Consider the following 12670-nt stretch of genomic DNA (forward strand, 5'->3'; position numbering starts at 1 on the left):
CGAATGATGGATCTGCATCGCCTGCGATTGCTGCGCGAGGTCCATGGCCGCGGCACCGTCCACGGCGCGGCCCGCGCCCTCGGTTACTCGCCCAGCGCCATCTCCCAACAGCTGGCCGTCCTGGAGCGCGAAGCCGGTACGCCGCTACTCGAGCGGATCGGCCGCAATGTCCGGCTGACCGCTGCCGGCGAGGTCCTCGTGCGGCACGCGACCACGCTGCTGGACGGAGTCGAAGCAGCCGAGGCCGAGCTGGCCGCGGTCGCCGCGGGACGAGTCGCCGGCGTGGTCCGGATCGGAGCGTTCCAGTCCGCCTTCATCCGCGTCGTCGCGCCGGCCATTCGCAGCCTCGCAGCCGCACACCCCGACATCCGCGTCGAGGCCGCCGAACTCGAGGTCGAACAGGCCGCGCCGGCGCTCCGGTTGCAACAGCTGGACGTGATGGTCGGCGATGAGTACGACGGCCAACCGCGGGCCGTCCACACTGACCTCCGTCGCGAACGTCTGCTCCGCGAGCACATCCGCGTCGTACTCCCGGAAGACCATCCCGCGGCCGCGGCCGAGCGGGTCCCGGTCGCCAACCTCGCCGACCTCGCCTGGGCAGCCTGCCAACCGGGCACCGGACATCGCGAGATGCACGTCCGCGTCTGCCGCGAGCTCGGCGGCTTCGAACCCGATCTCCGCTACAGCTCCGACGACTTCCTGATCCTGCTCGAACTCGTCCGTACGACGGGCGCCGGCGCACTCCTGCCAGACCTCGTCCTCGGCCAGGGCGCACCCGGTGTCGCCGTACGACTGCCGGCCGAAGGAGACGTCGGACGGGTGGTCTTCCTGCTGACCCGGCGTACCAGAACCCCTGCAGTAGCAGCGGTTGCGGACGCATTGAAGACAGCTGCCAACCGAGCCGTGCCAGACCTATGGGAGTGAAATGTTGATTGTTGTCATTGGCAAGGAGTCTCCGGCGTACGTCGAGGCGGCGGACGGCAGCGAGTTGCGGTTCGTGGACTCGCTGGACGACGCGGCCGACGTGTTCGGCGAGATGGACGCGGTGATCGGCCATCTGCGGCCGGAAGTGCTGGCGAAGGCGCCGAAGTTGCGCTGGGTGCACAGTCCGTCGGCCGGTGTGGATGCCGACCTCAGCCCCGAGATGCTGGCCTCGTCGGTGGTCCTCACGTCGAGCGCGGGGAACGGCGGGATCTCGCTGGCCGAGCACTCGATCCTGCTGATGCTCATGCTGAGTCGCGACGTACCGCGGTGGATGCGGGCGCAGGCCGAGCACCGCTGGGACCACTACCGGCACGGCGAACTCGCCGGGCGCACCGTCGGCATCTACGGCCTGGGCAACTCCGGAATCGATCTCGCTCTGAAGGCCAAGGCGTTCCACATGCGCACCCTCGGCGTACGGCGGCGTCCCGACCAGCCGTCACCGAACGTCGACGAGCTGTGCGATCTCGACCAGCTGCTGGCGGAGTCGGACTTCGTCGTGGTCACGACACCGCGGACGCCGTCGACGGCCGGCGTCTTCGACCGGAACGCGTTCGCGCGGATGAAGTCGTCGGCGTACTTCATCTGCATCTCGCGCGGCGGGATCGCGGACGACGACGCGCTGCTGGAGGCGTTGCAGTCCGGGCAGATCGCGGGCGCCGGTCTGGACGCGCACGGCGTGGAGCCGTTGCCGCCGGAGAGTCCGTTCTGGTCATTGCCGAACGTCGTCGTCACGCCCCACAACGGAGCCACCAGCGACGGCACTCTTCGCCGTTCGGGCGAGATCGTGTCCGAGAACATCCGCCGGTTCGTGGCCGGTGAACCTTTGCACAACGTCGTCGACAAGTCTGCTGGTTACTAGGCCAGGTCGTGGCGCAGTAGGACGGTGCGGCCGTCGAAGGAGCGGGTGTCCGCGAGGCGGAGCTTGCGGCGGTCGGTGGGTTGGTAGACGGGCTTGCCGCCGCCGAGGATCACGGGGTGGACGATCACGTGGTACTCGTCGAGCAGCCCGAGCTCGGTCAGCGCACCGGCCACGCTGGCGCTCCCGGTGAGCAGGATGTCCTTGCCCGGCGCCTCCTTGATCGCCCGGATGTCCTCGGCGTTCCGGACGATCCGGGTGTCCCAGTCGGCGCTCTCCAGCGTCGTCGACAGCACGACCTTGGGGGTACGCCGCCATACCGGAGCGAACTGGATCGCGTGCTCGTCCGGGTCCATCGACTCAGCGTTCGGCCAGTACGACGACATCATGTTCCAGACTGTCCGTCCGTACAGGAAGAGGTCGGCGCGCTCAGTCAGGCTCATCGAGTAGTCGCCGAGCTCCGGACCGAGCTCGGCCCAGTCGAACTCGCCGTTCGGGCCCTCGATGAAGCCGTCGAGCGACTGGTGCACGTAGTACATGATCTTCCGCATGATGTCCTCCGAGTGATGGTTTACCTCCTGGTCGGAGCCGATCGGCCGGCTTTGACAAGGGGATTGACAAGGGGATTGACGAAACCGGTCCGGCTTGCGAAGGTCGGGGGTGAACGGGCGGGGTCTGGGGGAGGGCCGGCAGCCCGTCGGGGGTTCAAGCGCTTTCTGGGGTGAAGTTATCGCGCTGCGCTCGACGGCGACGACCGGTCTGCACACGGTGTGCGTGAATACGCGCGCCGATCTGGGACAGGCGACAGTTCGGGGAGCGGACATGAGCACGATCGACGACCTGCGGGAACGCACCAGGGGACAGGTCATCACGGCAGGTGACGAGGGGTACGACGCGGCGCGCCGCGTCAACAACGCGATGCACGACAAGCGGCCGCAGGTGATCGTCCGCTGCGAGAACGCCGGCGACGTGATGGCTGCCGTCGAGTACGCGCGAACGCAGCAGCTCGAGCTGGCGGTCCGCGGCGGCGGCCACAGCGTGCCCGGGTTCGGGACGGTCGACGACGGTGTCGTCATCGACCTGGGCGCGATGAGCAACGTCCGGGTCGATCCGGTGAACCGGACCGCGCGAGCCGGCGGCGGTGCGACCTGGGGCGACTTCAACGCGGCCACGCACGCGTTCGGGCTGGCCACCACCGGCGGGATCATCTCGACCACAGGTGTCGGCGGGCTGACGCTCGGCGGCGGGATCGGGTACCTGGCCCGCGGACTCGGGCTGTCCTGCGACAACCTGATCTCGGCCGACGTGGTGACCGCGGACGGGAAGTTCCTGATCGCGAGCGAGAAGGAGAACGACGACCTGTTCTGGGCGCTGCGCGGCGGTGGCGGCAACTTCGGCGTCGTGACCGCGCTCGAGTTCCGACTGGCTCCGGTGTCGACGATCTACGGCGGCCCGATGTTCTTCGAGCTGTCCGACGCGACCGCAGTACTCACGGGATTCCGGGAGCTGATCAAGGATGCGCCGGAGCAGCTCGGCGGGTTCCCGGCGTTCCAGATCGCGCCGCCGCTGCCGTTCATCCCGGAGAACCGGCACGGCGAGCCGTTCGTCGCGATCGTCGGTTGCTGGGCCGGGGACCCCGATGACGGCGAGACGCAGATCTCGAAGTTCCGCGAGTTCGCGCCGGTGATGGCCGAGATGGTCGGACCGATGCCGTACCCGGCACTGAACGGTGCTTTCGACGCACTGGTCCCGCCCGGGCTGCAGCACTACTGGAAGGCGAACTTCGTCACCGAGCTGACCGACGAGGCGATCCAGGCGCACCTGCGGCACGCGCCCGGCCTTCCGTCGGTGAACTCGACCGTCCACATCTACCCGATCAACGGCGCCTGCCACCGGGTCACACCGGACGGGACCGCCTTCGCCTATCGCGATGCGAACTTCGCCACCGTGATCGCCGGCATGTGGCCGGATCCGGCGCAGAACGAGGCCAACATCGAGTGGGTGCGTTCGTACTACGACGACGTCGCACCGCACTCCGAGGTCGGCGGGTACATCAACTTCATGGCCGGCGACGACCAGGGCCGGATCCGCGAGAACTACCGGCAGAACTACGACCGGCTGGCCGAGGTCAAGCGCAAGTACGACCCGGGCAACCTGTTCCACCTGAACCAGAACATCGCGCCGTAGACAGACAGTTGCGGCCGGTACTTCGGTACCGGCCGCAACTGGGGGTGCTACTACAGAGTCAGCAGGCGCTGGAAGAAGGCGCGGTAGCGCTGGAGGGCCGAGCGGAGGTCCTCGGTCGAGGGCTCGCCGGCCGACCACTGCTTCTCCAAACCGTCGTGCTGACGGTCGAAGCTGTCGGACAGTTCCTGCAGCAGGTCGTCGACCAGCTTGTCCGCCTCGGTCACCGCGTTGCGCGGGTCGTCCACGAAGCCCTGCTGGATGACCTCCCAGCGAGCCTTGTAGTCGACCGATGACTCCTCGGCGACCAGGGGCTCATTCGCCATGTCGACGTTCGGCGCGGCACCGTCCGGCGTACGGGTGTCCGGCGTACGGGCGGTGTCGTAGCCGCCAGGCTCGGCATCCATGCGCTCCGTGTCGTCCAGCACGCGGTCGTTGTCCAAGGCGTCGAACCGGCGGTCGTCAGGGGTGGTCATGCTTGCTCCTTCGTGGTGTTCGGACGGAGGTCGTGCTCGCTGTCGTCCAGCAAGGCGTCGACCAGGTGGCGGTACGAGCTGACCGCCTGGCGGAGATCCTCGGTGTCGGCTTCGCCGCGGGCATCGGCGACGGCGACCCGGTGTGCTTCGCGGTAGTGCGCGGCGACATCCGGGTGCTCGACCGAGATGTCGTTCGCCCGCTGGTCGAAGTCGTCGACCGGGTAGCCGGCCTCGCGCATCATCCGCAGTACCAGGCGATCGGCGTCCGCGACGGCGCCGGCCGGACGGTCGACGAAGCTCTGCTGCACCTTGGCCCATTCGGCGCGGTACGCCGACGCCGACTCGGGGCTCAACGGGGTGATCTCGAGCTGCGACACCCGGCGTTCCCGGCCGCGCAGTTCGCGTTCAGCGCTACGCCGGTCGCCTGACTCCTCGACGGTGCGTTCGTACTCCGGGCCGAACCGCTGCTGCAGTTCGCCGGAACGTCTGCGCTGGTAGGTGAACAGCAGTGCGGCCGCCGCCAGAATCACGACGACGATGACCACGATGGTCAGGACGGTACCCATCAGACCTCCAGTCCAGTTGCATGGATTGCATGAAAACTGCATGGCAGGACCTGCGATCTGGTGGCACCAGTCGCCAGGACCTCGAACAGACGGTCCCCAGCGCCGCCCACACCCCCGTAGCTCGTCCGGTACCCACGTCTTTCGCAGACAAGCGTCCGGCCCGCACACCTGTGTCGAGGTGCGCGGGCCGGGCGGAGCGGTGGCTCAGGCTTTCGGGGCGAGCTTGTGGACGACGATGCCGGACTTGAACGTCGTCGTACCGAGCAGTTCGAGGTGGGTGAGGTCGATGCCGTCGCCGCGGAACATGTTCGCGCCGTCCGCGACCACCGGGAAGATCCAGAAGTGGTACTCGTCGACGAGTTTGTTCTCCAGCAGCGTCTTCGAGAACGACCCGGTGCCGTACTTGATCAGGTTGCCGCCGTCGCTCTCCTTGAGCCGGCGGACGGCGTCGGCCGCGTCGCCCTCGAGCGGCTGGGCGTTCCACTTCCACTCGGTCACCGTGCGGGTGGCGACGTACTTCGGCATGGCGTTGAAGTGGTCGGTGAACGGGTCCCCGCCGCGCTGCATCCAAGCGTCCGCGAAGCCCTCGTAGGTGACGCGGCCGAGCACCTGTGCGTCCACGCCTTCCATCAGGCCCTGTGAGTAGGCCGCGTGCTCGTCGTCCCAGTACGGCGGGCTCCAGCGCTGCGGCTCCTCGATCACGCCGTTCAGGGTGATGAAGGTGGATTCGATCAGCTTCCTCATGGGTCTTCCTTTCAGGGTTGGTACGGGCGCCGGTTGCGGGCGTCCCGGAGTGCTTCGGCCCACCAGGCGAGCTGGTCGAGCATGAGTTTGGCTGCCGCTTCGTAGCCGGCCGACGACCTGGGCCAGCCGCCGTCGGCGGTGAACTGCTCCCAGTAGCAGGGCATTGCGACAGTGTTGTGAATGGTGACGGCCTGGAGCTCGGTGAAGACCTGGCGCAGTTGAGCCGTGGCGTGGCAGCCGCCGCTTTCCCGGCCGTAGCTGACGATCGCGACCGGCTTGGCGTGCCACTCCTCGTAGTACCAGTCCAGTGCGGTCTTCAACGACGCCGGGAAGCTGCAGTTGATCTCCGGAGTGACGACAGCGAACGCATCCGCTGTCGCCAGCCGGTCAGCCAGTACGACGACCTGCGCCGGCGTCTCGTCGTCGGTGTCGGGCAACGTCGCCGGCAGGTCCGCGGTGGCCAGATCGACCAGGTCGATCTCGAACTGCTTGGCGGCCTGCTGTGCGAGCCAGTGCGCCACGGTCGGTCCGAACCGGCCACGCCGGGTGCTGCCGATGATCACTGCCAGTCGCATCGCCGTACTCCTTCCGTCTGAACCAGACTCTGCCTGAGTGGGTTTACGGTTTCTTTCCGGTTGGCCGGAATAGGGTGCCGTCATGCGCTTCGGGGTGCTGGGACCTGTGACGGCCTGGACAGACGCGGGGACACCTGTGGTCATCCAGGGGCTGAAGGTGCGTGCACTGCTGGCTGACCTGCTGGTGCACGAAGGACGTCCGGTACCGGCGGACCGGCTGATTGACGACCTGTGGGGTTCGAATCTGCCCGGGAACCCGGCCGGGACGCTGTCGGCGAAGGTGTCCCAGCTGCGGCGTGCATTCGAGGACGCGGAGCCGGGCAGCCGATCGCTGGTGAAGTCCGGCCCGGCCGGCTATTCCGTCTCCGTTTCCAGCGCAACGTATGACGCACTGCAGTTCGGCGAGCTGCTGGCGTCCGGCTCGGTCGACGAGGCGCTGGCGCTGTGGCGTGGCTCGGCGTACGCCGACTTTACCGACGAGGCGTTTGTCGAGACCGCCGTCGTACGACTGTCCGAGCAGAGGCTGGCTGCGCTCGAGCAGGCTGACCTGCCGGTCAGTGAGCTCGGCGTACTCGTCAGCGAACACCCGTTGCGAGAGGGCTTGCGAGCCGCGCACATGAGGGCTCTTTACCGGGCAGGGCGGCAGAGTGAAGCTCTGGAGAGCTACGAACAGCTGCGGCAGCTGCTGCTGGACGATCTCGGTCTGGACCCTGGTCCTGAGCTGGTTGCACTGCAGCAGTCGATTCTGACTCAAGACTTGCCGCACGCGCGCAACAACCTGCCAGCGCAGCTGAGCGGGCTGATCGGGCGGTCCGATGCACTGACTGACGTCAGCTCCAGTCTGAGCACCTCGCGGTTGGTGACGCTCACTGGGCCGGGCGGTGTCGGCAAGACTCGCCTCGCGCTGGCTGCGGCGACTGACGCGGCGGACCGGTTCGCCGACGGCGCCGTACTGGTCGAACTCGCAGCAGTGACACCCGATGCGTTGTCGGTCGCGGACTCGCTTACCGACGCAGTACAGATCGCGTTGGACCTCCGCGACACCGGAGGCTCGCCTGTGATCGATCGGCTGGCCGCAGTGATGGGGTCTCGGCTGCTGGTCCTGGATAACTGCGAGCAGGTGATCGAAGACGTTGCTGCGTTGACGGATCGCCTGTTGGCTGCCGCACCAGGGCTCCGCGTGCTGGCAACGAGCCGCGAGCCGCTGGGGTTGGCCGGTGAGGTGGTCTGGACTGTTCCGCCGCTGGACGTGCCTTCGCCGTCTTCTGGTGTGGAAGCAGCCTCGACGTGTAGTGCGGTGCAGCTGTTCGTGACTCGTGCCGCTGCAGCGTCACGTGGCTTCGCACTGACCGACGAGACCCTGACTGACGTCGCCGTGCTGTGCCGGCGGCTGGACGGGATCCCGTTGGCGCTGGAGCTTGCTGCGACCCGGGTACGTGCCTTGGGGGTACGTGGGCTCGTTGCGCGACTGGACGACCGATTCCGGTTGCTGGCGGCCGGACATCGAGGTGCTGCACCACGGCAGCAGACTCTGCACGCGATGATCGACTGGAGCTGGGAGCTGCTCGCTCCGGATGAGCAGTCCGTCCTGCGGCGGCTCGCCGTACATGCAGATGGATGTACGGCGGAGGCTGCGGCTGCTGTGTGCGGTGAGGACGACGTACTCGACGTCCTGGTCCGTCTGGTCGACCGGTCGCTCGTCGTACCTGTGGATGGGACTCGCTTCCGTTTGCTCGAGTCGGTGGCGGCGTACTGCATGGAGAAGCTGCGTGCGGCCGATGAGCTGGAGGCGGTCCGGCAGCGGCATTTGGCGTACTACGTGTCGTTGGCTGAGTCGGCGGAGCTCTACGGGGACGAGCAGGGCCGATGGTTGCAGTTGCTGGACGACGACGCTGCCAATCTGCGGACGGCGTTGGATCGGGCGGTCAGCACCGGGCAGTCCGACTTGGCTGCGCGGCTGGTGGATGCGCTGGCTTGGTACTGGTTCCTGCGTGGTCGACACATGGAGGCGATGCGGGCTCTGGACGCTGTGCCGCTGGGTGCGTGGCGGGTCGGGTACATGTACCTGCTGGGGGACAGCAGGGCGGCTGCTGAGCGAGAACGGTGGGTTGACTCGGCTGACGCCCGGGGGCTGTGGTGGATCGCGTACACCGCGTCGGATGCGGGCGACCTGCCGATGTGTCTGGAGCTGTTGGAGCGTGCGCTCAAGAGCTTCGACGGCGATCAGTGGGGTGTGGCCGCGGTGCTCCTGGCGCGGGCGAAGCATGCGCATGTGCGGGCCGACCTGCCCGCGTTGTTCGCGGACGCTTCCGAGAGTGCGCGGATCTTCCGGTCGCTCGGTGACCGCTGGGGTGCGTTGCAGGCGACGAGTTGGCTCGGTGCGCACGCCGAGCTGGTCGGCGACTTCGACGAGTCGATGCGGTTGCATCTCGAAGGCGCGCAGCTGGCCGAGGAGCTGGGACTGTGGCCCGAGGTAGCGAGCGCGCTCGGCATGGTCGGGTGGACCTCGATCCGGCAGGGTCGGTACGACGTGGCTCAGGTCAACGCCGATCGCGCGTACCGGCTGGCGACCGAGCAAGGGCAGCGGGCGAACCAGGCTCTCGCTGAGTTGGTGCTGGGCTTCGCGGCCCGGCGTACCGGAGCTCTGGACGAGGCCGCCGTACGGCTGCAGACCATGATCGACCGAGCCCGGCAGCAGAGTGAACCGGTGCTGTACCTGTCGATAGTGCTGGAGGAGCTCGGCTACGTCAGGGAACTGCAGGGGCGTCTGACGGAGGCTTTGGAGCTTCATCGGGAGGCCTTCGAAGTCTCTGTGGAGTTCGAGTCGCTGCGTGGGATGTGCTGGGCGCTGGAGGGGATCGCGGGGTGCCATCCGGACAAGACGCTGGCAGCGACGCTCCTCGGGTGTGCCGCGGCGACTCGCGCGACCGAGAACTATCTGATGGCAGCGACGGAGACTTTGGACCTTGATCGGGCCTCGGCTGCGGCTTTGGCCTCACTCGGAGCCGACGCGTATGAGATTGCCCGCCGGCGGGGAGCTTCGCTGGCTCCGGAGCAGGCCTTCCAACTGCTCCGCGACTAGATGTTCTGTAGTTGAGATTATTCGAGCATCGAAGTAGTTTTGTGGCGAGCAGACCTCCGACAGGTGAAGGTGAACCATGGACTACGGCCACGAGCTGGTCTTCGGCACGTTCCTGACCCCCGCGGTCGACAACCCGGACCGCGTGATCGCGCTGGCCCAGCTGACCGAGCAGGTCGGCCTCGACCTGGTGAGCTTCCAGGACCACCCGTACCAGCCACGGCTGATGGACGCCTGGACCCTGCTGTCGGTCGTCGCTGCCCAGACCCAGCGGGTGAAGGTGACCACGAACGTAGCCAACCTCCCGCTGCGCCACCCTGTCGTCCTTGCCCGCAGCGTCGCGACGCTCGACCTGATCACCGGCGGACGGGTCGAGCTCGGTCTTGGCGCCGGCGGGTTCCTGGACGCGGTCGCGGCGAACGGCGGGCCGCGGCTGACGACCGGGCAGAGCATCGCTGCGCTGGAAGAGGCGATCGCGATCATGCGCGAGGTCTGGACGCCTTCCGGCGGCGGCATCCGGCTGGCCGGGAAGCACTACACAGTCGAAGGAGCGAAGCGCGGTCCGGTGCCGGCCCACGACGTGTCGATCTGGCTGGGCGCGTACAAGCCGCGGATGCTCGCCCTGACCGGGCGGCTTGCGGACGGCTGGCTGCCTTCGAGTGGGTACGCCGGTCCGGACCAGCTGGCCGCGATGAACAAGCTCATCGACGAGGCAGCTGTTGAGGCCGGGCGGGATCCCTCGGCGGTACGGCGGTTGTACAACGTGTCGGGCCGGTTCGACGGGGGTGGTGGGTTCCTCGAAGGGCCTGAGGAGCTGTGGATCGATCAGCTCGCCGAGCTGACCTTGGGCGAGGGGATGAGCACGTACATCCTTGCCTCGGACAACCCTGACGACATTCGTCGGTTTGCTGAGGTGGCTGCGGGGGTTCGTGAGGCGGTGGAGACGGCTCGGTCAGGTGCTGCTGTGGTTGCTTCTTCTTCTCCGGTGCCTGCGGGCGGGTTCAGCGTCGTACCGACACCACCTCCGGTTGTGCGGCGGAGCGACGTACAGCTGCTGGATGAGTCGGCGCGGCCGACCGGTCCGGTGCAGGATCCGTCTCGGACCTACACGCCGTACCAGCTGTCGTCCGGGCAGCACCTGATCGACGTACACGACCATCTGCGCGCGGAGCTCGAGCAGATCCGCGACCTGGTCGAGCAGGTCGCCGCTGGAACGCTGGGCGTTGGCGCGGCGCGGTCACACATCAACACGATGACCATGCGGCAGAACAACTGGACACTCGGCACATACTGCGAGTCCTACTGCCGCCTGGTCACGACGCACCACTCGCTCGAGGACGCTTCACTCTTCCCGCACATCCGCCGGGCCGACCCGGCGCTCGTCCCGGTCGTCGACCGGTTGCAGGAGGAGCACCAGATCATCCACGACGTACTCGAGGGCGTCGACAAGGCGCTCGTCGCATTGGTTGACGGGTCAGGCACGATCGACGGACTGCGTGCGGCGGTCGACCTGCTGGACGACACGCTGCTGTCGCATCTCTCCTACGAGGAACGCGAACTCGTCGAGCCGCTGGCCCGGCTCGGAATCCTGTAGCTACTACTTCGCTTCACCCAGCAGCGAGGCGAGGATGTCGAGCAGGCGGAGCGTCGGCACCTCGCCGAGCAGGCGGGCCGCACTCGTCGCCGGCTCCGCGATCAGGCGGACCTGCAGCAGCTTGAAGTCACGGACGTTGGCCGGGTTGACCAGGTCTTCGCGTACGGCGGACAGGAACTCGGACCCGGCCGACGCCGTGCCGTAGGTCATCCGGATGAAGCTGTCGGTCACCGGGTAGAGGTAGGGCCGCTTCAGGTGCAGCAGCTTGGACTTCTTCGCGTGCCCGAACCCGCGGTGACCGGTGAACTTGTCGTCCAGCGCCATCGCCGCCTCGAACAGCTCGGTCCCCGGCGCAGCGTCCTCCAGCCGGGCGTCCACCGGGATCGCGGCGAACTCCTTCTCGGCCTCGACCTCCAGCAGCCACGGAATGTCGAGCACCCGGAGATCGGCGCCGATCACCATCGTCCGGCCCAGGTCCTCGAACGTGACCTGGTTCGGGTCGGAGCCACCGACGGTGGTCATACCCGGCAGCCCGTCGTAGTACTGCAGCACGGCGCCGTTGGTCTCGGCGTACAGCCGCAACTGCGCGATCGCCTCGTCGACGACGATCTTGCGGGTACCGATGTTCATGAGCCACACCCTCACACTTTTGGTGGCAGACCCGCCAGCAGGCGGACCATCATTCGAACGTTCCTCACACACTGTTTCCGCAGATCGTAGCGACTCCACGGCCCCCCCGCGCGCCAAGATCACTACCCGTTATCCACAACCTGTAACGATCCCTCGAAGTCCGCAAACTCTCCGTGACAGTCCCACAACTGAGCGGAGGCGACCGTGCGGCAATTCGGTTGAGGGGACGAGCTCGGGTGCTCATCATGTGGCTATGACTACGACTCTTCGACTGTTGCTGATGGAACCTGTGGCCTTGGTGGCTCGGGTTCAGCAGCAGGGTGGTCGTGGGTGGGGGTCGATGCTCGGTCAGTCGTGATCGGGGTGGTGGTCGCCGGGCTGTTGGCCGGGTATGGCGTTGCTGTGCCGGTCGGGCCTGTGGGGACCTATCTGGTTGCGTTGACTGCGCGGAGTTCGTTGCGGATCGGGGCGTTTGCGGCGCTCGGGGTTGCGTCTGCCGACGGGGTTTATGCGGCGGTGGCTGCCGGGGCGGGTACGGCGTTGGCGCCGTTGCTCGAGCCTGTGGTGGGACCGTTGAGGTGGGCTTCGGTTGTGGTGCTGATCGGGCTTGCGGTGATGGGTGCGGTTAAGGCGGTACGGCGGTATCGCGAGCGGCGGCTGACGGCCATCGAGCAGGAGACGCCGGTCGGTGCGTGGACGGCGTACTTGGGGATGCTCGGGATGACGTTGCTCAACCCGTGGACGGTGATCTACTTCGCCGCGCTGGTGCTTGGTGGAGCCGGGGTCGCTGGTATTGGTGAGCGCGTCGTCTTCGTGGTTGCGGCGTTCGTGGCTTCGGCGAGTTGGCAACTGTTGCTGGCCGGCGGAGGCGCGTTGCTGGGTCGGCTGCTGACCGGTCAGGTTGGGAGGTTGGTGACTGCGTTGGCGTCGACCGTGCTGATCGTTGTACTGGCGGTTAGGTTGGTCGCGTAGCTGGCAGGAT

General features: G+C 67.4%; 12 protein-coding genes. 6 read left to right on the top strand and 6 right to left on the bottom strand.

Annotation, left to right across the window (positions count from 1 at the left end; genetic code table 11):
* Positions 1-3: 3 nt before the first annotated feature.
* Both EV650_RS00400 and EV650_RS00405 read left to right on the top strand, forming a co-directional pair.
* Positions 4-924 (top strand): LysR family transcriptional regulator, encoded by a 921-nt coding sequence (locus tag EV650_RS00400; protein ID WP_134114159.1) that lies wholly within the window; start codon positions 4-6, stop codon positions 922-924.
* Between the two features lies 1 nt (position 925).
* Positions 926-1843 (top strand): D-2-hydroxyacid dehydrogenase, encoded by a 918-nt coding sequence (locus EV650_RS00405; RefSeq protein ID WP_166677967.1) that lies wholly within the window; start codon positions 926-928, stop codon positions 1841-1843.
* On the opposite strand, the gene EV650_RS00410 is transcribed toward EV650_RS00405, so the two are convergent.
* Positions 1840-2391 (bottom strand): dihydrofolate reductase family protein, encoded by a 552-nt coding sequence (locus tag EV650_RS00410; protein WP_134114161.1) that lies wholly within the window; start codon positions 2389-2391, stop codon positions 1840-1842. The two genes, EV650_RS00405 and EV650_RS00410, sit on opposite strands and share 4 nt — an antisense overlap.
* A 271-nt stretch (positions 2392-2662) precedes the next feature.
* Here EV650_RS00410 and EV650_RS00415 point away from each other — a divergent pair, with 271 nt between their 5' ends.
* A complete protein-coding gene (locus tag EV650_RS00415; protein ID WP_134114163.1) occupies positions 2663-4027 on the top strand; it encodes an FAD-binding oxidoreductase in 1365 nt (454 codons plus the stop codon).
* 50 nt (positions 4028-4077) lie between these two features.
* Here EV650_RS00415 and EV650_RS00420 read toward each other — a convergent pair whose 3' ends face one another.
* From EV650_RS00420 to EV650_RS00435, 4 genes are all read right to left on the bottom strand, one after another.
* Complete coding sequence (locus EV650_RS00420; protein ID WP_134114165.1) at positions 4078-4500, bottom strand: hypothetical protein; 423 nt, start codon at positions 4498-4500, stop codon at positions 4078-4080.
* Entirely contained in the window at positions 4497-5066 is a 570-nt protein-coding gene (locus tag EV650_RS00425) for a hypothetical protein (RefSeq protein WP_134114167.1), read from the bottom strand. Before EV650_RS00425 ends, EV650_RS00420 begins: the two co-directional genes overlap by 4 nt.
* Positions 5067-5270: 204 nt before the next feature.
* On the bottom strand, positions 5271-5810 hold the full coding sequence (locus EV650_RS00430) for a dihydrofolate reductase family protein (RefSeq protein ID WP_134114168.1): 540 nt from the start codon (positions 5808-5810) through the stop codon (positions 5271-5273).
* 11 nt (positions 5811-5821) lie between these two features.
* Entirely contained in the window at positions 5822-6385 is a 564-nt protein-coding gene (locus tag EV650_RS00435; protein WP_134114170.1) for an NADPH-dependent FMN reductase, read from the bottom strand.
* 82 nt (positions 6386-6467) lie between these two features.
* Here EV650_RS00435 and EV650_RS00440 point away from each other — a divergent pair, with 82 nt between their 5' ends.
* Positions 6468-9467: an ATP-binding protein gene (locus EV650_RS00440; protein ID WP_134114172.1), complete on the top strand. Its 3000-nt coding sequence runs from the start codon at positions 6468-6470 to the stop codon at positions 9465-9467.
* 76 nt (positions 9468-9543) lie between these two features.
* Positions 9544-11058, top strand: a complete 1515-nt coding sequence (locus EV650_RS00445) for an LLM class flavin-dependent oxidoreductase (protein ID WP_134114174.1) — start codon at positions 9544-9546, stop codon at positions 11056-11058.
* Between the two features lie 3 nt (positions 11059-11061).
* On the opposite strand, the gene EV650_RS00450 is transcribed toward EV650_RS00445, so the two are convergent.
* Complete coding sequence (locus EV650_RS00450; protein WP_134114176.1) at positions 11062-11688, bottom strand: DUF6308 family protein; 627 nt, start codon at positions 11686-11688, stop codon at positions 11062-11064.
* A 330-nt stretch (positions 11689-12018) separates the two neighbouring features.
* Between EV650_RS00450 and EV650_RS00455 the strand changes: the two genes are divergently transcribed.
* On the top strand, positions 12019-12660 hold the full coding sequence (locus EV650_RS00455) for a LysE family transporter (RefSeq protein ID WP_238173945.1): 642 nt from the start codon (positions 12019-12021) through the stop codon (positions 12658-12660).
* The last annotated feature ends 10 nt before the right edge of the window (positions 12661-12670 follow it).

It is taken from the genome of Kribbella kalugense, from assembly GCF_004365875.1.
Lineage (GTDB): Bacteria > Actinomycetota > Actinomycetes > Propionibacteriales > Kribbellaceae > Kribbella > Kribbella kalugense.

What these genes read in the sequence shown, in the direction of transcription:
- EV650_RS00400 (WP_134114159.1), top strand. Translation starts at nt 4, where the DNA reads ATGATGGATCTGCATCGCCTGCGATTGCTGCGCGAGGTCCATGGCCGC.
- EV650_RS00405 (WP_166677967.1), top strand. Translation starts at nt 926, where the DNA reads ATGTTGATTGTTGTCATTGGCAAGGAGTCTCCGGCGTACGTCGAGGCG.
- EV650_RS00410 (WP_134114161.1), bottom strand. Translation starts at nt 2,391, where the DNA reads ATGCGGAAGATCATGTACTACGTGCACCAGTCGCTCGACGGCTTCATC.
- EV650_RS00415 (WP_134114163.1), top strand. Translation starts at nt 2,663, where the DNA reads ATGAGCACGATCGACGACCTGCGGGAACGCACCAGGGGACAGGTCATC.
- EV650_RS00420 (WP_134114165.1), bottom strand. Translation starts at nt 4,500, where the DNA reads ATGACCACCCCTGACGACCGCCGGTTCGACGCCTTGGACAACGACCGC.
- EV650_RS00425 (WP_134114167.1), bottom strand. Translation starts at nt 5,066, where the DNA reads ATGGGTACCGTCCTGACCATCGTGGTCATCGTCGTCGTGATTCTGGCG.
- EV650_RS00430 (WP_134114168.1), bottom strand. Translation starts at nt 5,810, where the DNA reads ATGAGGAAGCTGATCGAATCCACCTTCATCACCCTGAACGGCGTGATC.
- EV650_RS00435 (WP_134114170.1), bottom strand. Translation starts at nt 6,385, where the DNA reads ATGCGACTGGCAGTGATCATCGGCAGCACCCGGCGTGGCCGGTTCGGA.
- EV650_RS00440 (WP_134114172.1), top strand. Translation starts at nt 6,468, where the DNA reads ATGCGCTTCGGGGTGCTGGGACCTGTGACGGCCTGGACAGACGCGGGG.
- EV650_RS00445 (WP_134114174.1), top strand. Translation starts at nt 9,544, where the DNA reads ATGGACTACGGCCACGAGCTGGTCTTCGGCACGTTCCTGACCCCCGCG.
- EV650_RS00450 (WP_134114176.1), bottom strand. Translation starts at nt 11,688, where the DNA reads ATGAACATCGGTACCCGCAAGATCGTCGTCGACGAGGCGATCGCGCAG.